At 67.2% G+C, this 19203-nt stretch carries 20 protein-coding genes; 13 read left to right on the top strand and 7 right to left on the bottom strand.

Annotated elements, in window-relative coordinates; all coding sequences use genetic code 11:
• The first annotated feature begins 53 nt into the window (after positions 1 to 53).
• From H7J93_RS20455 to H7J93_RS20435, 5 genes are read left to right on the top strand one after another with little or no spacing between them, the layout of a single operon-like run.
• Positions 54 to 893 (top strand): alpha/beta hydrolase, encoded by an 840-nt coding sequence (locus H7J93_RS20455; protein WP_267308137.1) that lies wholly within the window; start codon positions 54 to 56, stop codon positions 891 to 893.
• Positions 890 to 1879 (top strand): alpha/beta hydrolase family protein, encoded by a 990-nt coding sequence (locus tag H7J93_RS20450; RefSeq protein ID WP_267308136.1) that lies wholly within the window; start codon positions 890 to 892, stop codon positions 1877 to 1879. The genes H7J93_RS20455 and H7J93_RS20450 overlap by 4 nt, the downstream gene beginning before the upstream one ends.
• 51 nt (positions 1880 to 1930) lie before the next feature.
• Positions 1931 to 2680: a DUF2786 domain-containing protein gene (locus H7J93_RS20445; protein WP_267308135.1), complete on the top strand. Its 750-nt coding sequence runs from the start codon at positions 1931 to 1933 to the stop codon at positions 2678 to 2680.
• Positions 2677 to 3171, top strand: a complete 495-nt coding sequence (locus H7J93_RS20440; protein WP_267308134.1) for a TIGR04338 family metallohydrolase — start codon at positions 2677 to 2679, stop codon at positions 3169 to 3171. The genes H7J93_RS20445 and H7J93_RS20440 overlap by 4 nt, the downstream gene beginning before the upstream one ends.
• On the top strand, positions 3149 to 3844 hold the full coding sequence (locus H7J93_RS20435) for an O-methyltransferase (RefSeq protein ID WP_267308133.1): 696 nt from the start codon (positions 3149 to 3151) through the stop codon (positions 3842 to 3844). The genes H7J93_RS20440 and H7J93_RS20435 overlap by 23 nt, the downstream gene beginning before the upstream one ends.
• On the opposite strand, the gene H7J93_RS20430 is transcribed toward H7J93_RS20435, so the two are convergent.
• On the bottom strand, positions 3837 to 4514 hold the full coding sequence (locus H7J93_RS20430; protein ID WP_267308132.1) for an IclR family transcriptional regulator: 678 nt from the start codon (positions 4512 to 4514) through the stop codon (positions 3837 to 3839). The two genes, H7J93_RS20435 and H7J93_RS20430, sit on opposite strands and share 8 nt — an antisense overlap.
• 65 nt (positions 4515 to 4579) lie before the next feature.
• On the opposite strand from H7J93_RS20430, the gene H7J93_RS20425 reads away from it, so the two are divergent.
• On the top strand, positions 4580 to 5917 hold the full coding sequence (locus tag H7J93_RS20425; protein WP_267308131.1) for an FAD-binding oxidoreductase: 1338 nt from the start codon (positions 4580 to 4582) through the stop codon (positions 5915 to 5917).
• Positions 5917 to 6696 (top strand): DAPG hydrolase family protein, encoded by a 780-nt coding sequence (locus tag H7J93_RS20420; RefSeq protein WP_267308130.1) that lies wholly within the window; start codon positions 5917 to 5919, stop codon positions 6694 to 6696. Before H7J93_RS20425 ends, H7J93_RS20420 begins: the two co-directional genes overlap by 1 nt.
• A gap of 7 nt (positions 6697 to 6703) precedes the next feature.
• Here H7J93_RS20420 and ilvD read toward each other — a convergent pair whose 3' ends face one another.
• Positions 6704 to 8410 carry a dihydroxy-acid dehydratase gene (gene ilvD, locus H7J93_RS20415; protein WP_267308129.1) on the bottom strand — a complete coding sequence of 569 codons (1707 nt, stop codon included), beginning with the start codon at positions 8408 to 8410 and terminating at the stop codon, positions 6704 to 6706.
• A gap of 79 nt (positions 8411 to 8489) precedes the next feature.
• On the opposite strand from ilvD, the gene H7J93_RS20410 reads away from it, so the two are divergent.
• From H7J93_RS20410 to H7J93_RS20400, 3 genes are all read left to right on the top strand, one after another.
• On the top strand, positions 8490 to 9113 hold the full coding sequence (locus H7J93_RS20410; RefSeq protein WP_267308128.1) for a DUF305 domain-containing protein: 624 nt from the start codon (positions 8490 to 8492) through the stop codon (positions 9111 to 9113).
• Positions 9113 to 9412, top strand: a complete 300-nt coding sequence (ricR, locus tag H7J93_RS20405) for a copper-sensing transcriptional repressor RicR (RefSeq protein WP_267308127.1) — start codon at positions 9113 to 9115, stop codon at positions 9410 to 9412. Before H7J93_RS20410 ends, ricR begins: the two co-directional genes overlap by 1 nt.
• 175 nt (positions 9413 to 9587) lie before the next feature.
• Positions 9588 to 10637 (top strand): L,D-transpeptidase, encoded by a 1050-nt coding sequence (locus H7J93_RS20400; protein WP_267308126.1) that lies wholly within the window; start codon positions 9588 to 9590, stop codon positions 10635 to 10637.
• Between the two features lie 73 nt (positions 10638 to 10710).
• Here the strand turns inward: H7J93_RS20400 and H7J93_RS20395 are convergent, their stop codons facing one another.
• A complete protein-coding gene (locus tag H7J93_RS20395; RefSeq protein ID WP_267308339.1) occupies positions 10711 to 12687 on the bottom strand; it encodes a M13 family metallopeptidase in 1977 nt (658 codons plus the stop codon).
• A 104-nt stretch (positions 12688 to 12791) separates the two neighbouring features.
• Between H7J93_RS20395 and H7J93_RS20390 the strand changes: the two genes are divergently transcribed.
• Together H7J93_RS20390 and H7J93_RS20385 are read left to right on the top strand one after the other, a co-directional pair.
• Positions 12792 to 13373, top strand: coding sequence for a hypothetical protein (locus H7J93_RS20390; protein WP_267308125.1), 582 nt, complete (start codon positions 12792 to 12794; stop codon positions 13371 to 13373).
• Positions 13370 to 14059: a hypothetical protein gene (locus tag H7J93_RS20385; RefSeq protein WP_267308124.1), complete on the top strand. Its 690-nt coding sequence runs from the start codon at positions 13370 to 13372 to the stop codon at positions 14057 to 14059. The genes H7J93_RS20390 and H7J93_RS20385 overlap by 4 nt, the downstream gene beginning before the upstream one ends.
• A gap of 34 nt (positions 14060 to 14093) precedes the next feature.
• Here H7J93_RS20385 and H7J93_RS20380 read toward each other — a convergent pair whose 3' ends face one another.
• Genes H7J93_RS20380 through H7J93_RS20365 form a run of 4 tightly spaced genes read right to left on the bottom strand, consistent with a single transcriptional unit; the run spans position 14094 to position 18270 of the window.
• Positions 14094 to 14501: a CoA-binding protein gene (locus tag H7J93_RS20380; RefSeq protein WP_267308123.1), complete on the bottom strand. Its 408-nt coding sequence runs from the start codon at positions 14499 to 14501 to the stop codon at positions 14094 to 14096.
• A gap of 6 nt (positions 14502 to 14507) precedes the next feature.
• The gene (locus H7J93_RS20375) at positions 14508 to 14876 is read right to left on the bottom strand and encodes a DsrE family protein (RefSeq protein ID WP_267308122.1); all 369 of its coding nucleotides are present in this window, start codon (positions 14874 to 14876) and stop codon (positions 14508 to 14510) included.
• 17 nt (positions 14877 to 14893) lie between these two features.
• A complete protein-coding gene (locus H7J93_RS20370; protein WP_267308121.1) occupies positions 14894 to 15376 on the bottom strand; it encodes an XRE family transcriptional regulator in 483 nt (160 codons plus the stop codon).
• Positions 15373 to 18270 (bottom strand): MMPL family transporter, encoded by a 2898-nt coding sequence (locus H7J93_RS20365; RefSeq protein WP_267308120.1) that lies wholly within the window; start codon positions 18268 to 18270, stop codon positions 15373 to 15375. The genes H7J93_RS20370 and H7J93_RS20365 overlap by 4 nt, the downstream gene beginning before the upstream one ends.
• Before the next feature lie 338 nt (positions 18271 to 18608).
• On the opposite strand from H7J93_RS20365, the gene H7J93_RS20360 reads away from it, so the two are divergent.
• Positions 18609 to 19133: a hemophore gene (locus H7J93_RS20360; protein WP_267308119.1), complete on the top strand. Its 525-nt coding sequence runs from the start codon at positions 18609 to 18611 to the stop codon at positions 19131 to 19133.
• Positions 19134 to 19203 lie beyond the last annotated feature (70 nt).

Raw genomic sequence — 19203 nt, 5'->3', positions numbered from 1 at the left:
TGGGGGTGACAACCAACACCGTCGTTTCTGCCGGCGCCCGATACCCTCCCTTCGTGGCAACTACCCGCAGCGAACGCACCTTCGACGGCATCGGGGGCGTCCGCATCGTCTACGACGTGTGGACCCCTGAGGTGGCCCCGCGTGGCGTCGTCGTGCTCTGTCACGGATACGCCGAGCATGCGCGCCGCTACGACCACGTGGCTGCGCGATTCGGCGAGGCGGGGCTGATCACTTACGCGCTGGACCTTCGCGGGCACGGCCGATCCGGCGGCAAGCGGGTGTACCTGCGCAACATCGACGAGTACACCGGCGACTTCCACACCCTGGTCGGCATCGCGACCGCCGATCATCCCGACCTGCCGCGGATCGTGGTCGGCCACAGCATGGGCGGCGGCGTCGTGTTCACATACGGCGTCGAACATCCTGACGACTACACGGCGATGGTGCTGTCCGGTCCCGCCGTCTACGCCCAAGACGCGGTGTCGTCGTTCATGATCGGCGTCGCCAAGGCGGTCGGCAGCATCCTGCCGGGCCTGCCCGTCGAGAAACTCCCGACCGACGCGGTGTCCCGCGACCCCGAGGTGGTCGCCGCCTACGAAGCCGACCCGCTGGTGCATCACGGCAAGCTGCCTGCGGGCATCGCCAAGGCGCTCATCAAGGTCGGCGAGACCATGCCCCAGCGTGCCGGCGCGCTGACCGCGCCACTTCTGGTCGTGCACGGTGAGCAGGACAAGCTGATCCCGGTCGCGGGCAGCCACCACCTCCTGGAGTGCGTCGGGTCGAAGGACGCTCACCTCAAGGTGTATCCCGAGCTGTACCACGAGGTGTTCAACGAGCCCGAAAAAGCAGTGGTGCTCGACGACGTCACCTCGTGGATCGAGGCCAAGCTTTGAAAGCCGTTGCAGGCGTTCTGCTTTCGTTGGCGCTAGTCCTGGCGGCGTGTGGGTCGTCCGACGATGCGCCCCGCTGGGTCGACGAGGACGTCACGTTCACCGCCGACGGCCTGACCATCTACGGCACCTATCGCCACCAGCAAGACGCCGCGCAAGGACCGGCGGCGCTGCTGATCTCCGAGAGCGGCAACACCGACCGCAACGGAGACAACGCCGTCGCGGGGCCGGTCGGCAACATGCGTCAACTCGCTGAACTGTTGTCGGACAAGGGCGTCGCCAGCCTGCGCTTCGACAAGGTCGGTACAGGCAAGACGGGTCTCGGCCCGTACGCGCAGCGCCCCACGGACGTCGTCAGCTCCGTCTACACCTCCGGCGCCAAGGCCGCGGTGAGCTATCTGGCCGAGCAACCCGGGACCGACAAGGCCCGCATCTCCGTCTACGCCGTGGGAGAAGGCACCATCCACGCGATGGCACTGGCGACCGACACCGGCGCCGACGCGCCGAAGATCCACTCGCTGGGCCTTTTTCAACCGCTGCCGGGCCGATACCTGGACATCATCACCAACCGGGTGCGTGCCAGCGCTTCGCCGGAGGCGCTCAACACCTGGCTGGCCGCCGTCGAGCAGGTCCGCACCGAGGGCACCGCGGCGGAGAATCTCCCGGAGGGGCTCGGGGCGTTGCTCAACCAGGGCAACGTCAAGGCCGTCGTCGAGGCCGACAAGATCGATCCGCTCACCCTGGCCGCCAAGATCCCTGCCGGTATGCCCGTGTTGCTGACGTGCTCGGACGCGGATGCGCAGGCGACGTGCACATCCATCAGACCGCTCGTCGACGCGCTCAAGCACACCGCACTGACGGTGGTCGAACTCCAGGGCGTCAACCACGTGCTGCGCGACGATCCCACGGACAACGTGGCCAATTACGCCAAGCAGGATCCACTTTCTCCACAACTCACCAATGCGCTCGACGCCTTTGTCGGCAGGTAGTCCTAATCTGGCGCCCATGACTGACTCGCGAACAGCGGTGGGGAATCGCGGATGACTGACGACAAGATGCTGGCGCGCATCGCCGCGCTGCTCCGGCAGGCGGAGGGGACCGACAACACACACGAGGCCGATGCGTTCATGGCGACCGCGCAGCGGCTGGCGACGGCGACATCGATCGACCTGGCGGTCGCGCGGTCGCATTCGTCCAACCGCACCAAGGCGCAGACACCGGTGCAGCGCACCATCACGATCGGCAACGCGGGGACGCGCGGGCTGCGCACCTACGTGCAGCTGTTCACGGTGATCGCTATGGCCAACGATGTGAAGTGCGACGTCGCGTCGAACTCGACCTTCGTCTACGCCTACGGGTTCGGTGAGGACATCGATGCCAGCCATGCGCTCTACGCCAGTCTGGTCACGCAGATGGTGCGGGCATCGGAGGCCTACATCGCGTCGGGCGCGCACCGTCCGACGCCCACCATCACCGCACGCATCAACTTCCAGCTCGCGTTCGGCGCACGTATCGGCAAGCGGCTGGCCGAGGCGCGCGAGGAGGCGCAGCGGGAGGCCACCAACGGGCGCGACAGCAGACCGGGCACCGCTATCGCGTTGCGGAACAAGGACATCGAGCTCAAGGACTTCTACCGGCAGACCTCAGAAGCCCGGGGCACGTGGCGGGCCACCAGTGCGACGGCGGGGTACTCGTCCGCGGCGCGGCGCGCGGGCGATCGCGCCGGACGAAAGGCCCGGCTGGGCACCAGCCCCGAGCTGGGCGGTGCGCGCGCGGCCGTGGAGCGGTGACCGCCAGGGACACCCAGCGGTCGAAGGTCTACGCTGCAGAGGAATTCGTCCGCACGCTGTTCGACCGGGCCGCCGAGCACGGCAACCGGATGGTCGACTTCTTCGGCACACAGCTGACGCTGCCGCCGGAGGGCCGCTTCGCATCGATGGAGTCGGTGCAGCGCTACGTCGACGACGTGCTTGGGATGGCGGTGGTCCGCGAGTCGTGGCCCGGTAGGGGACCGCTGACCGTGCGTGCCAGGCGCGGGGTCACCGCAGCGCACTACGAACGCGACGACGACGGCGCGGTCATCGCCGTGCCGGAAGGCCGCACCACCTGGGCGTTACGCGAGCTGGTCGTACTCCACGAGATCGCCCACCACCTGTGCACCGCCGAGCCGCCGCACGGGCCCCAGTTCATCGCCACGTTCTGTGAACTGGCGGGAGCGGTAATGGGCCCGGAGGTCGGCCATGTGTTGCGGGTGGTCTATGCGAAAGAGGGTGTCCGATAACGTGTCCCGTGTGGAAGGGCCCGACCCGAAGGAGCTTGATCAGCTCTTCAATCAACTGCTGCATACCGAGGACGACGCTCTGGCGGCGGCGCGGGCAGCGGCTGATGCGGCGGGTATGCCAGCGATCGAGGTGTCGGCACAACACGGCAGGCTGTTGTATCTACTTGCGAAGGCGACGCATGCCACCCGCATCCTGGAGATCGGCACGCTGGCCGGCTACAGCACCATCAACCTGGCCCGCGCCGTCGGCGCCGGCGGTCATGTCGTGACACTGGAGTTCGAACCGAAGCACGCCGAAGTGGCTCGCCAGAGCCTCGCGCGCGCCGGCGTCGAGGACCGCGTCGACGTGATCGTCGGCGCCGCACTGGACACCTTGCCGAACCTGGCCGAGCGCGGCGAGATCTTCGACCTGGCGTTCATCGACGCCGACAAGGAGAACAACGTCGCATACGTCGAGTGGGCGATCAAGCTGGGCCGCCCCGGCTCGATCATCGTGGTGGACAACATCGCTCGCTTCGGCCGAGTCCTCGATCCCGCGGCCGACGACCATCAGGCCCGTGCTGTGCGCGACATGTTGGAGATGATGGGCGCGCATCCACGGCTGGACACCGCGGCGATCCAGACCGTGGGCACCAAGGGCTGGGACGGTTTCGCGGTCGCCATGGTCAGGTGACGAGCGCCTGGGCGGATTCGCGCAGCGCGTCGACGATCCGGGCCTCGTTCGCGTTGAACCGCTCGCTGGGCGCGGGCACCGATATCGCGACGATGTGACCGCCAACCGTCCTGACGGCGACCCCGGCCGCCGAGATACCCGCGGTGTGCTCGTCGCGATCGAACGCGATACCGCTGAGATTCGCCGTCGGATCACCCAGCAGCTGCTGCGCAGCCTTGCCGTTGGCCGTCGTCTCGAGCGGGAACCGCATGCCCACTGCCGACACCGCGCGCAGCCGATGGGTGGACTGGACCTGATCGATGAAGAGCATCTGTCGGCCGCGTAGCACGGACAGATCCACTGTTTCGCCCGTCGTACGGGCCAGCCGGTCGAGCGTCGGCCGAAACTGCATCGTGAGGCTCGCGTCGTCGGCGCCGCCGAGCGCGAGCAGCCGTTCGCCGAGGCTGATCCGGCCGTCCTCGTCGATGGACGCGAACCCGATCTCGACCAGGCCGACCAGCAGCCGGCGCACCGTCGACTTGGCCAGGCCGAGCCGGGCGCCGAGGTCGACCAGCCGAAGTTGCCCAGGTGAGGCGGCAATCTCGTCGAGGGCGGCAGCGGCGCGACGCAGCACCTGAATGCCGTCTGAACGTGCGAAATCAGTTGGTCGATTCTGGTCCGCGCGCGTCACTCCTTCACTATATTGATCCGCAATCCGGACCGCAGAGATTCGGATTGCGAATCTAGGAGGTCCCGGTGACGCTTCCAGAAGGGCGATACTTCGTTCGCGGCGACGAGGGTTACGAGACCGCCCGGCGCTCGACCGTGTGGAACCAGCGGGTGCCCGACCGGTTTCCGGCGGTGATCGTGCAGGCCCGCGACGACGACGACATCGTCGCCGCACTTGCCTACGCGAAGGCCAACGATCTCCAGGTCGGCATTCGGTCCGGCGGCCACAGTTGGGCGGCCAACCATCTACGCGACGGCGGTCTCCTGCTCGACATGCACGGGTTCGATCAGGCGACCATCGACAAGGACAAGATGGTCGCGGTGGCGGGCCCCGGCAAGGGTGGCAGCATCCTCGCGGCTGAACTGGACGCCGAGGGCCTGTTCTTCCCCGCCGGTCACTGCAAGGGCGTGTGTATCGGCGGATATCTGCTCCAGGGTGGCTACGGCTGGAACAGCCGGGTCTACGGGCCGGCGTGCGAGAGCGTGATCGGTCTCGACGTGATCACCGCAGACGGCGAGAAGCTATACATCGACGCCGAGAACCACCCCGACCTGTACTGGTCGGCGCGAGGCGCGGGCCCCGGCTTCTTCGCGGTCGTGACCGCGTTTCACCTCAAGCTGTACGCCAAGCCCGCCGTCTGCGGCATGAGCCTGTACGTCTACCCGTTCGACTGTGCCGACGAGGTGTTCACCTGGGCGCGTGCTATCAGTGCCGACGTCGACCGCAGGGTGGAACTGCAGATCCTCGCCACCAAGAGCGTGCCGGATATCGGGATGGACAGTCCCGCGATCCTGCTCGCGTCGCCGGTGTTCGCGGACAACGAGAGGGAGGCCGAGGAAGCGCTCGCGCTCCTGGGCACCTGCCCGGCCATTGACAAGGCCATCACCAAAGTCCCTTACGCCCCAACGGATCTACCGACCTGGTACACCGCCGTGATGGGCAACTACCTCGAGGATCACCGCTACTCCGCGGACAACATGTGGACGTCGGCGTCGGCGGAGGACCTGATGCCGGGGATCCAACGCATCCTCGACACCATGCCGCCGCACCCGGCGCACTTCCTGTGGCTGAACTGGGGACCGTCACCGACCCGCCAGGACATGGCCTACAGCGTCGAAGCCGAGATCTACCTGGCGCTCTACGGGGGCTGGCTGGACGAGGCCGACGACGACAAGTACGCGGATTGGCCCCGGGCCAACATGGCCGAAATGGCGCACCTGGCGGCCGGAATCCAGTTGGCCGACGAGAATCTCGGCCAACGGCCGGCGCGGTTCGCCACCGATGAGGCGATGGCGCGGCTGGACAAGGCCCGCGCCGCATACGATCCCGACAGCCGTTTCTACCCGTGGATGGGACGGGTGTGATGAGCGCATATCTGGGCTACCGCGATGGCGACGCGGACACCCCGTGGGGCAAGTACTTCAATCCGGAGATGGCCGAGCTGCCCAGGCATGTGGTGGTCGCGCTGGAGCACGGTCCGCAGGCTGATCAGACCCTGCTCGGATTCGATTCTGCGGGAAGGATTCTCGACGAGGGCTACCAGCAGACCGAGAACGGCTACGGTCAGCTGCGTGGCGGTGGCTTCCAGGTGTCAGTGCGCACCGACATGCCGGGTGTCAGCCCCGCGATGTGGGACTGGTGGTTCGGCTGGCACGGGAGCGATTCGCGACGCTATAAGCTGTGGCATCCGCGGGCGCATGCGTCGGCGCGCTGGAGTGACGGCGGCCCCGACGGCAGTTGGGTCGGGCGCACATCGTTGATCGAGGAGTACCTCGGGTCGGCGTACGCGAAGGCCGCGATCCAATTCGTGGAACCCCAGGTGATCGGGCTCGACGCCGCGCGCCTCGGCGGTGACGTCGCGGTGTGCGCCCGGCTGGGATCCTCGGAGGTGCCTGTCGACATCGGTTGGTTCGTACACCACGTGCGGGCCACCGCGAACGGTACCGAGATGCGGTCCCGGTTCTGGATGGGCGGGCCATACATCGGGCTGCGGAAGGGAAATACGCTGACCGACACGGTGATTCGGCCCATCGCCGCGCACCAGCTACCGGATCCGCGAGACCTTATGGTGCACTGCGCGCAGGAGATGAACCACCTGGCCGGATTCCTGCCAGCGGTATATGCCGAATTCGCGGTTGGCTGACGTAGCGCTAGCCGCAGACGGCGCCGCCGGCGGCAGAGCCCACCAGCTTGGTGTACTTGGCCAGCACGCCGGTGGTGTAGCGCGGCGGTAGTGGTTCGAAACCCACCTTGCGCGAATCGAATTCGGCCGGATCGACCAGCACGTCGAGGGTGCCCTTGGCCACGTCGAGACGGATGCGGTCGCCGTCCCGCAGGAAGGCGATGGGACCGCCGTCGACGGCCTCGGGTGCGACGTGTCCGACGCACAGTCCGGTGGTACCGCCGGAGAAGCGGCCGTCGGTCATCAGCAGCACATCCTTGCCGAGACCCGCACCCTTGATGGCGCCGGTGATGGCCAGCATCTCCCGCATGCCGGGACCCCCCTTGGGGCCCTCGTAGCGAATGACGACGACGTCGCCTGCGGTGATGGTGCCGTCCTCGAGAGCGTCCAGAGCAGCCCGCTCACGCTCGAAAACCCTTGCGGTGCCTTCGAACACGTCGGAGTCGAAGCCTGCCGACTTCACCACCGCGCCTTCCGGCGCCAGCGACCCGTGCAGGACCGTGATGCCGCCGGTGGGATGGATCGGGTCGGACAGCGCCCGCAGCACCTTGCCGTCCGGGTCAGGCGGTGCGATGTGGGCGAGGTTCTGTGCCATGGTCTGCCCGGTGACGGTCAGGACGTCGCCGTGCAACAGTCCGGCATCCAGCAGCGCCTTCATCACCACCGGCACCCCGCCGATCCGGTCCACGTCGGTCATCACGTGCGAGCCGAACGGTTTGACGTCGGCCAGGTGTGGCACCTTGTTGCCGACGCGGGTGAAGTCCTCCAGCGACAGCTTCACGTTCGCCTCGTGTGCGATTGCCAGCAGGTGCAGCACGGCGTTGGTCGACCCGCCGAACGCCATCACCACCGCGATCGCGTTCTCGAACGCTTCCTTGACCAGGATGTCGCGCGCGGTGATCCCGCGGCGCAAGAGTTCGACGACGGCCTCGCCGCTGCGCCGGGCGAACCCGTCGCGGCGGCGGTCGGTGGCCGGGGGAGCGGCCGAGCCGGGCAGCGACATGCCCAGCGCCTCGGCCGCGCTGGCCATGGTGTTGGCCGTGTACATGCCGCCGCAGGCGCCTTCGCCGGGACAGATCGCCCGCTCGATCGCGTCGACGTCCTCCCTCGACATCAGTCCGCGCGCGCACGCGCCGACCGCCTCGAAGGCGTCGATGATCGTCACTTCCTTCTCGCTGCCGTCCGACAGTTTGGCGATACCGGGCAGGATCGACCCGGCATAGAGGAACACGCTCGCCAGGTCGAGCCGGGCCGCCGCCATCAGCATTCCGGGCAGCGACTTGTCGCAGCCGGCCAGCAGCACCGAACCGTCCAGGCGCTCGGCCTGCATCACGGTCTCGACGCTGTCGGCGATGACCTCGCGGCTCACCAGCGAGAAGTGCATGCCCTCGTGGCCCATCGAGATGCCGTCGGACACCGAGATGGTGCCGAACTCCAGCGGGTATCCGCCCGCGGCGTGCACCCCATCCTTGACGGCCTTGGCCAACCGGTCCAGGGACAGGTTGCACGGGGTGATCTCGTTCCACGACGACCCGACGCCGATCTGCGGTTTGGCGAAGTCGCCGTCCTCCATGCCTACCGCGCGCAGCATCCCGCGGGCGGCGGCCTTCTCGAGGCCGTCGGTGACGTCGCGACTGCGTGGCTTGATATCGGGGCTAGCGGAGTCTGAGGGCATGGCAGCCAGTATGCCCCCGGTGTTTCACCCGGCCAAACCGATATTTATACCCCTCTGGGGTATCCGGTATGGTGGCGTCATGCCGGATCGCGTCACCCGTACCGCAGCCCTCGTCCCCGTCGTTGTCCTAGCCGTCTTCGCCGCGCTGTTCCTGTCCGCGTGCTCGAGTTCGGAGGAGAAGACCGACGCGGGTACGACCCGCGAGTCCACCGTCAGCATGGAGCCTGCGGGCTTCAACGCCGACGACCGTGCGTTCGCGGAGAACATGATTCCGCACCACCAGCAGGCGATCGAGCTGTCGGCCCTGGTGCCCGAGCGTTCCACCGATCCCGAACTGATCGCCCTGGCCAACCAGATCACCGCTGCACAGCAGCCCGAGATCAACGCATTGCGGGTGTTCCTCGTGCAATGGGACGAAAATCCCGATGACGACGCCTCGCACGGCGCAGGCGGTCACCACGGTGCGATGCAGGGCATGGTCGACGACGCGACGATGGCCAAACTCCGGTCGCTGTCCGGCCCGGAGTTCGACACGTTGTGGTTGCAGTCGATGATCGGCCACCACCAGGGGGCCATCGAGATGGCCAAGGCCGAGGTGGCCAACGGCCAGAACGTGGACGTCAAGCGCATGGCGCAGTCCATCATCGATTCGCAGCAGGCAGAGATCACCCAGATGACTCAGATGCTGAAAGGCGGGCAGTGATGGCTGAGGAAAACGCCGAGCCGGGTTACTCGCCGCAGAAGGACAACTACGCGAAGCGGTTGCGCAGGATCGAAGGTCAGGTTCGCGGCATCGCGAAGATGATCGACGAGGACAAGTACTGCATCGACGTGCTGACCCAGATCAGTGCCGTCAACAGCGCACTGCAGTCCGTCGCGCTGGGGCTGCTCGACGAGCATCTGGGCCACTGTGTCAGCCAGGCCGTCGCCGAGGGCGGCACCGAGGCCGAGGCCAAGCTTGCCGAGGCGTCGGCCGCCATCGCCCGGTTGGTGCGCTCTTAGCCGTACGTTCGAGTCGTACGTTCGAGCCGTAACGTTTGGCTCCTGTGGACGATAAACACAGCAGGTCAGCGCCCTGCGCGGCGCGGTGGTCAGGGGTTTCGCGGCATTGCGATCGTAAAAATCACGTGGGGCGCTGTGCCACACTGGACGAAGTTGTGCGACTGGGAGGTCATGTATGCGGCAGCCGATGAGAAGGCGCCTGATTACCGCTGTGATGGCGGCTGGGTTGGTCGGCGGGATGGTGTTGAGCACCCCGTCAGCGCTGGCTCAACCAGCCCCGCCACCGCCGCCCGCTCCGGTCGATCCGGCCGCCGCACCAGTGCCGCCGCCCGCGCCACCGCTGCCGCCTGAGGCGGTTCCGGCTGCATTCCCGCCGCCCGCCCCGCCCGGGCCGCCTGCGCCGCCTGAGTTCGGTGCGCCTCTGCCGCCCCCGCCGCCGCCGCTCTTTGGGCAGCCCCAGCCGATGGCCATCCCGGAAGGAACGCCTGAGGGGCAGAACCCGACGCCGTTCATCGGCGAGCCGCCGTTCCTGCCGCCGTCGTTCAATCCGACCAACGGTGCCAAGGTCGGGGCCGCCAAGCCGATCTACATCAACTTCCAGCGGCCCATCGCCAACCGGCAGATGGCCCAGGACGCCGTGCACATCACGTCCGTGCCGCCGGTTCCCGGCAGGTTCTACTGGACCAGCGACACGCAGTTGCGGTGGCGTCCGCAGGACTTCTGGCCCGCCGGCACCACCGTCTACATCGACGCCGCCGGCACCAAGTCGAGCTTCACCGTCCCCGAACAGTTGGTCGCGACCGTCGACAACAGCACGCATGAGATGGAGATCATGCGTGACGGCAAGCTGGTGAAGACGTTCCCGGTCTCGATGGGCAAGAAGGGCTACGAGACCAAGAACGGCACCTACTACGTGCTTGAGAAGTTCGCCGACATCATCATGGACTCGTCGACCTACGGTGTGCCGGTCAACTCCGCCGAGGGCTACAAGCTCAAGGTGCAGGACGCCGTCCGGATCGACAACAGCGGCATCTTCGTTCACAGCGCACCGTGGTCGGTCGGCGCGCAGGGCAACAGCAACGTCAGCCACGGCTGCATCAACCTGAGCCCGGAAGATGCGCAGTGGTTCTACGACAACTTCGGCAGTGGTGACCCCGTCGTCATCAAGAACTCCGTGGGGCTGTACAACAAACCCGACGGCGCCTCCGACTGGCAGATGTTCTAGCCGCGGTTTCCACCGCGAGAAGACGCGAAATCCCCCAAATCCTTGCGGAATTGGGGGATTTCGCGTCTATTCGTCAGTTCCAGATCCGGACCCGCCGCTGCGGATCGAGGTACAGCGCGTCGTACTCGTCGACCCCGAAGGCCTCGTAGAACGCATCCATATTGCGGACGACGCCGTTGCACCGGAACTCCGGTGGCGAGTGCGGGTCCGTCGCGAGCCGCCGGATGGCCTCGGCGTCACGGGATTTCGTGCGCCACACCTGCGCCCAGCCGAAGAAGACCCGCTGCTCGCCGGTCAGCCCGTCGATCACCGGCGCCGGCTCACCCTTCAGCGACAGCCGGTAGGCCAACAGCGCGATCGAGAGGCCGCCCAGATCGCCGATGTTCTCGCCGACGGTGAACGCGCCGTTCACGTGGTGGCCGTTGCTCAGCGTCCGCGGCACGTATTCGTCGTACTGCTCGATCAAAGCTTTTGTCCGCTTACCGAACTCGGCGCGGTCCTCATCGGTCCACCAGTCCACCAGGTTCCCGTCGCCGTCGTACTTGGCGCCCTGATCGTCGAATCCGTGCCCGATCTCATGGCCGATCACGGCCCCGATACCGCCGTAATTGGCGGCGTCGTCCGCGTCGGCGTCGAAGAACGGCGGCTGCAGAATCGCAGCGGGGAAGACGATTTCGTTCATCCCGGGGTTGTAGTACGCGTTGACGGTCTGCGGGGTCATGAACCACTCGTCGCGGTCGACGGGCCCGCCGAGCTTGGCCACCTCCCGCGCATACTCCACCGCGCATCCGCGCAGATAGTTGCCGTACAGATCGTCGCGCTCGATCACCAGCGACGAATAGTCGCGCCACTTCGCCGGATAACCGATCTTGGGCGTGAACTTGTCGAGCTTGGCGAGCGCCCGCTCACGCGTCTGCGGCGTCATCCACTCCAGCGAGTTGATGCTGACGCGGTAGGCCTCCCGCAGGTTGGCCACGAGTTCGTCCATCCGGGCCTTGGCCTGGGGCGGGAAATGCCGCTCGACATAAAGTCTTCCGACGGCGTCGCCCATCAGCCCCTCGACCAGCGACACGGCGCGCTTCCACCGCTCGCGGATCTCTTGGGTGCCCGAGAGCCTGCGACCGTAGAACTCGAAGTTCTCGGCAATGAGGTCGTCGGTCAGCAGGAACGCGCGGGAGTTGATCACCCGCCACCGCAGCCATGACTTCCAGTCCTCGATGTCTTCGGAGGCCCAGGCGGCGGCGAAAGCGGTCAGGTAGTCGGGTTGGCGGACAACGACTTCGGCCACCTTCTGCGGCGTGAGTCCCAGCGCCGTCACCCATGCGGACCAGTCGAAGCCGGGCGCCTCTTCGGGCAGATCGGCGAAGGTCCTCAGGTTGTAGGTCAGATCGGCGTCGCGGCGCTTGACCACGTCCCAATGTGCCGCGGCCAGCTTGGTCTCCAGCGCGACGATGCGCTCCGCCGTCGCCTGCCACTCGTTGTGTTGGCTCTCCTCGCCGTAGACGAGTCCGAGCATCGCGGCGATGTGGCGCGGATAGGCGGCGAGGATCTCCGCGTGTTGCTCCTCGCGGTAGTACGACTCGTCGGGCAGGCCCAGACCGGACTGGGTCAGGTGCACCAGGTAGCGGGTGGAGTTCTTCGAGTCGGTGTCGACGTAGATTCCCGTCGCGCCGCCGACGTCGGTGCGCTGCAAGGCCCCGAGCACCGCGGCCAGCGCCTCGGGGGTGGCGGCGGCGTCGATGGCGGCCAACTCGTCCAGCAGCGGCTGCACGCCCCGCGCGGCCACGGCCTGCTCGTCCATGAAGCTGGCGTACAGGTCGCCGATGCGCTGCTCGTCAGTGCCTTTTGCGGCGCCGGATGATGCGGCTTCGGTGATCAGGTCGCGGACCTGCTCCTCGGCGCGGTCGTACAGCGCGCGGAACGCGCCGTCGGTGGCCCGGTCGCCGGGCATCTCGTACTCGGCCAGCCAGCGGCCGTTGACGTGGCCGAACAGATCGTCTTGTGGGCGGGCGTCAGAGTCGACGTAGCTCAGGTCGATACCGGATCTGATGGTCGCTCCCGCTGCGCCGTGCGTCGTTTCTACCGTCACCCCACCAGGGTGCCAGACAGGTCGTCGGGGCCGCGCGGCACAGCGCGCCAGGTACCCTCACGCGCATGCCCGACGACGTGCAGGACGACGCTGGTCCCGGTATTTCCGGCTACGGCATCGGCTCCGCGGTGATCGGTGTGATCGCCGTCGCAGCGATCGTGCTCGCCGCCCTGATCTGGACGCAGCACCGCAGCGACGCTGAGGAACTGCGCTACCGCACCCGCGCGATGCAGGCCGCCGCCGACTGGACCAGCGTGCTCATCAACATGAACAAGGACACCGTCGACGCCAGCCTGGCCCGGCTCCACGAGGGCACTGTCGGACAGCTGAACGCCGACTTCGACGCCTCGGTCAAGCCGTACCGGGAGCTGGTTCAGAAGTTGCAGTCGCGCACCACCGGCCAGATCGATTCGGTGGCTGTGGAGTACGTCCACCATCAACCGCCGAACGCGCAGGGGCAGCCCCTGCCATCGGCGCCCGAGATGGCCGAGTTCGCGTCGCGCACCGACACCGTGATGGTGGTGGCGACGTCGATCAGTGAAAACGCCGGCAGCGAAAAGCCCCAGACGGTGCGCTGGACGCTGCGCCTCGACGTCTCCGACATCGACGGCCGGCTGATGATCTCGCGGCTGGAACCGATCCGATGAGATACGCCTGGCGCATTCTGGCGTTCGATGTGTTGCCGCCGCTGGCTGCAATCGCCGCGCTCGTCTACATCGGCATCGCGCTCGGATGGCCGTTGTGGTGGGTCTCGGCGTGTTCGGTGCTGTGCCTTCTCATCGTCCAGGCCGTCGTGGTGAACGCGGTGCTGGCTCGCAGGGACGGGGTCAGCGTCGGCACCGACGACGACGGGCCACGGCTGCGGCTGGCGGTGGCCGGAGGCGCGACGGTGGCGCTGGCGGCCGCGGTGGTCGTCGGCTACCTGAATTGGTCGGTGCCCGACCGCAACCTGCGCAACGACACCGCCGAAGTCGTCGGCATCGCCACCAGCGTGGCGGAGGCGTCGGCGACGTTCACCCCGCAGAACCCGACCGGGTCGATCGAACGCGCCGCAGCGAGGATGTCACCGGAGAGTGCGGAGGCGTTCAAGAAGGAATTCGACACGGTGGCAAAGGATTTGGCGAGCCGGAACATCACGGCTCACGCCAGCACCGTGTCCGCGGGTGTCGAAGCCATCGGACCGGCCGCCGCCAGCGTCGCCGTGATCATGCACGGGACGCAGAATTCGCCTGGACGCCCACCCGACACCGCCGTGCTCGCATTGCGGGTCCAGCTGTCCAAACACGACGGTCGCTGGCTGGTCGACGACGTGTCACCGATCCACTCCCGCTAGATTTCCCGGGCGATTTGTGTGCGTTTAGGAGCGCTCAGCGCTCGCGAATGCACACAAATCGCTGGTGGTCGACCTTCAGGCAGCGGTCCATCACGACCTGTAGCCCAGCCGCGGTACCGTCGCGGGCGATGTCGTCGTCCCACAGACCCTGTTGCAGCCAAAGCGTTTTCGCACCGATGTCGATCGTGTCGGTCAGCACGGAGCGCAGATGCTCGCGGCGGCGGAACACGTCGACCATGTCAGGGACGACGGGCAGGTGCGCAAGCGACGGGTAGACCGGAGTGCCGTCGATCTCGCTGATCGTCGGGTTCACCAGGTAGAGCGTGTAGTTGCTGGCCGCCCTCAGGTATTGCCAGACGCCGTGGCTCGGGCGCATGGGGTCACTCGAAACACCCACGATCGCCACGCTTTTGGTATCCCGGAGGATGCGTTCGATGTCCACGGGCGGCTAGTAACTGAACGTCGTCGCGCCGTCGCCGATCCATTCCCAGAGCTGGACCGTCCCGCCCGGTTCGGCTCCGCTGATGAAGCTGTCGGCGTCGAGCTGCTTGGACTTGATGCAGATCGGGCAGACCAGATACCGGCCACCCGCCTTCGCATAGCGTTCCATCAACTCCTCCAGCGGTGGACAGCCGTCGCACGCCGTGCCGACGGCCACCCCCGGCACAACCAGCCGGACGGCCTCCTTGGTCAGGAACATCAGCGTCGGACGGCCGCTTTCGGCGGCGCCGACGGCGACCAGGAACGCCACGGTGACCTTCTCGGGATCTTCGAGTCCGGTGGTGAGGCTGATCGCGGCCTTGTTGTTGCTGTTCATGCCGCCAGCCTAGGGGCTCAGGCCCGGTCGTCGCGGCGCGTCGAGCGCATCTTGGCGAAGCGGTCGGCGAGCCTGCGCATGCGCACCATCAACGATGCGGACGGACTGGCGTCACCGCTGAGAAACGTCGCGAAGTCCTCGTTAGGCACGCCGATCCGCGACGCGAACTCCTGCTGGCCCAGACCGGACTTCTCGAGCATCGCCTGGATCTGCCGCGCGACCTCGGCGCGCTCATTGGCTTCCAGATGTTCGCGGGTGCGGTTGAGCACCTCGGCGAGCGCTTTGGAGACGCCGTACGGCTTGGCGGTCCGCAGCACCTCTTCGACCTGGCGCGCGGTGCGGCCGAAGGGGTCGCGTTTGATCGCCGCCACGATGCGCTGCCAGACCGCCAGATCGTCGGTCTCGAGCGCGGCGCGGATCGCGGCGGTGGGCCAGAACTCGACCGGTCGGTCGTCGGCCGGACGGCGCTGAGTATCCCGAACGTCGGGAGTCACCGTCACCTCGCCTCCTCCAGCATCGCCACCGCCACGGCCAGGCAGCGTTCCTTCACCTTGGCCCAATCAGCCTCCGCCTGTGGACCCGACATGCGGGTGTCGTGCTCGTCTGACGGTTGGGGGTCGGCCAGTCGGCGCACCAACTGGGTGGCCACCCATTGTTTCCTCGGATCCTGTCCACAGTAGTACCGGTCCATTCCCGTCAGCACCAATGCGGCGGTTCGAGCTTCCATGGCGTCGACCAACTCCGCGAACTCCGCGTAGTCCTTGGTGCTGTTCCGGCACATGATGAGGTAGCTCTGCAGCCGCAGAGTCTCCGCGCCGGTGGGAATCTGCAGACGGTCGCCGGTCGGCAGTTGCACGTTCGTGGTCTCGACGGGCGTCGTGCGCTCCATCGGTGCCCGTTCGAGTTCGGATTCCGCCTGCAATGCTTCGAGCGCCACCGACAGCCGGCCCCGCCACATCGTCACGGGATGCACCGGCAGCTCCGCGGTCAGCACCGCCTTGCCGTTGCCGCCGTCGCGGTGCGTGCCGTTGATGCGGCTGGCGCTGCGCAGCTGCGTCACCGGCTGACAGCCGCTGAAGGCCAGCGGATCGGCGACGGTAACGGCCTGGGGGGCAAGGGCTTTCAGCTTCGCCGCCGACTTGACCACTGTCCGCAGCTCCGAACCGGTCGGACCGAGAGATGACAGGTCGTCGGGGATGATGATGAGGTCGGGGATGTCGACCTTGGGCAGCGGCTTCTCGAAGTCGACCGACGGCAGGATGCGGTCCAGCCAGCGCGGCAGCCACCAGTTCCATTCGTCGAACATCGCCATCAGCGCGGGCACCAGCACCAGGCGCACCACCGTCGCGTCGACCGCGATGGCCACGGCACACGCCACACCGAGCTGCGCAACCAGCGGCATGCCCGCGAACGCGAACCCGATGAACACCGCGATCATGATCAGCGCGGCGCTGGTGATCGTGCGGGCGCTGGTGCTCACGCCGTACGCGACGGCATCGCGGGTGTTACCGGTCTGCAGGAACCGCTCCCGGATGCGGGTCAGCAGGAAGATCTCGTAGTCCATCGACAGGCCGAACGTCATCGCCAGCACCAGCGGTGGGATGGTGCTGTCCAGCGACGAGATCTGCTTGAAGCCAAGCGCCTCCAGCCAGCCCCACTGGAAGACGACGACGAGGCTGCCGTAGGCGGCCGCCACCGAAAGGACGGTCATCAGCACGCCCTTGAGCGCCAGGAACACCGAACGAATCGCGATCAGCAGCATCACGAACGCGATCAGCGCGACGAAGGCGAACACCAGCGGCTGTTTCGCGGACACCTGATCGTCGAAGTCCTTGATCAGTGCGGTCGGCCCGCCGACGTCGATGCGGGCGTCGCCGAGTCCGGGGGTGGCGGGAAGTTCTTTGCGCAGCCAGTCGACGGTGTCACGCGCGCCCATGTCCTCGGGGTCCACCGACAGCACCGCCGACAGCAGGGCGTGCCGATAATCCTCGCCGAACACCGGTGGCGCCACCGAGACGACGTTGGGACCCTGCGCGATTCGCTGGCGGACGGTGTCCAGCAGCGGTTCCTTGGCCGGCGCCGAGGCGGCATTGCCGTCGGGGAAGCTCACCAGCACCCGCACCGGACCGAGCGCGCCGGGACCGAGCGCCTCGGCCGCCGCGTTCACCCCGCCGCGGATCTCGTGGGTGGGGTCGAACTGACGCTGCATGCTGTTGCCGAGCACCATCGAGAACGCGGGAGCGGCCAGCACCAGCAGCAGCGCCGACGCCCCGAGCGCCGCCAGCCACGGGCGCCGCATGACCCAGCCCGTCCACCGCGTCCAGAATCGCGACTGAGTGGTCTCCGGGCGGCGTGACCAATGCAGGTAGGACGAGCGCTTGGCCGCCGCTTTGCCGAACGTCGCGAGCACGGCGGGCGTCAACGTCGTCGAGGTCAGCACCGCGATCGTGACCGCGAGGATCGCGCCCGTGGCCATCGAGACCAGCACGGGGGTCTGGATCAGGTAGATGCCGGTCACCGAGGCGACCACCGTGAGGCCGGACAGCACCACCGCGAGGCCGGAGGTGGCCATCGCGGCGTCGGCGGCCTGTTCGGGGTCGCGGCCCGAGCGAAGCTCCTCGCGGAAGCGCATGAGGATGAACAACGAGTAGTCGATGGCAACGGCGATGCCGAACATCGACACCGTCGACGTCACGAACACCGACATCGTGGTGTACATCGACAGCAGATAGACCAGCCCCATCGTCACGACGACGGTGCAAATCCCGAGCACCAGCGGCATTGCCGCGGCGGCCAGTGACCCGAACACCGCGAGCAGGACGATCAGGACGATCGGCAGGTTCCACCGCTCGGCTTGCGCGATGTCGTGTTTGGTGGCCTGCGTCGCGGCGGCGCCGAGCGCACCCTGGCCGATGACGTAGAGCTTGACCCGGCCGTTCTCGATCTCGCCGGGGTCCTCGCCGTCGACGCCGACCTTCTGGCGCAGTTTCTTCGCGACGTCCACCGCGCCGGTGTTGTCGAAGTCCAGCTGCAGGGTGATGACGTACGGGCGGTCGGGCTGTGGAGCGGGCTGCTGAGGATTGGGCACGATCCTGACGCTGGGCACCTCGGCCGCGGCGCGTTCCAGAAAGGCGACCGCGTCGTTCATGTCGTCGAAGGACGCGTCGGCGCGGGGTGCGGCCACCAGGGCCAGTGGCGACGCCCCCTGGTCCGGGAAGTTGTCCTCGAGCTCGCGTTGGACGCGCAGCGATTGGGAGCCCTCGACCTCGAACCCGCCGCCGGTGAGGTGACTCGATTGGGTCACCGCGAGATAGATCGATGGCACCAGGAGAAGCAGCCACACAGCGAACACCGCCCAGCGATATCTGCGCAGGGTGCTGCTCAAGCGCATCATGAACTGCTGGATGGCGAACTCCCCGCTTTCTCCCCGGCGTTGCTAGCGTGAGCGTACAACAGCGTGTGCTATAGCGAGGATCCGCGAGAATCCTGCCAGCAACGCCTTAGGCAGCTTTAACCCCCTTCTTCACCAAGGCCGTCCGACCTGATCGTCAGCTGGCAGTTTCCTGTACCCCTTCCCGCTGAATTGGTAAGCGCCGCGATGCGGATGGCACTATGTGAGTCGGCCGTATCGGCCACTTTTGTTGTCGGGGATCGATTGCCGCCGAGTGGCGAGCGTTTGCGGTGCGCCCAGACGTTCGCAAACCGGGTTCGCAGACCGTGAGGAGTCCCGTCATGAAATCGATCGCCGCAAGTTTCACAGCCGTCGTCGCGATCGCGGTGTCATCCGCGGCGATACCGTCAGCGAGTGCGGCGCCGGACCCCTGTGCGGCCAGCGAGGTCGCCAAGACGATCGGATCGGTGGCCACCTCCACGGGCAACTACCTGGATTCGCATCCGCAAACCAATCAGGCGTTGACGACGATCGCCAAACAACAGCCCGGCCCGCAGTCGATCGCGGCGGCCAAGGCGCACTTCGACGCGAACCCGCAAGCCGCCAAGGACATGCAGCAGCTGCAGCAGCCGCTGGCGACGCTGTCCAGCCGGTGCAAGTTGCCGCTGACGCTGCCGCAGCTGCTGGGTCTGATACAGGCCGCGCAGCAGAGCACCGGGGTGCCGGCGAGTTTGCCAGGCGCAGCGGCCGGCGGGCCTGCAACCGGCCCGGTGGGCGGGCCGACACCGGCGCAAACGTCGGCGGTATCGCCGGTCTCACAAGGCACAGCGCCGCTGCCCACGACTGCGATCGCGGGCCTGCCGTAGTCAAGATCGACCCGCAGCCTTCGCTGGTGGGGTCGATGAGCTGCGATTTCCGAGTTTCTCGCGACTCGTT

This window comes from Mycobacterium barrassiae, from assembly GCF_025822765.1.
GTDB classification, from domain to species: Bacteria; Actinomycetota; Actinomycetes; order Mycobacteriales; family Mycobacteriaceae; genus Mycobacterium; species Mycobacterium barrassiae.
Note: the sequence above shows the minus strand (reverse complement) of the source record. Positions and strands in the feature narration are given on the sequence as shown.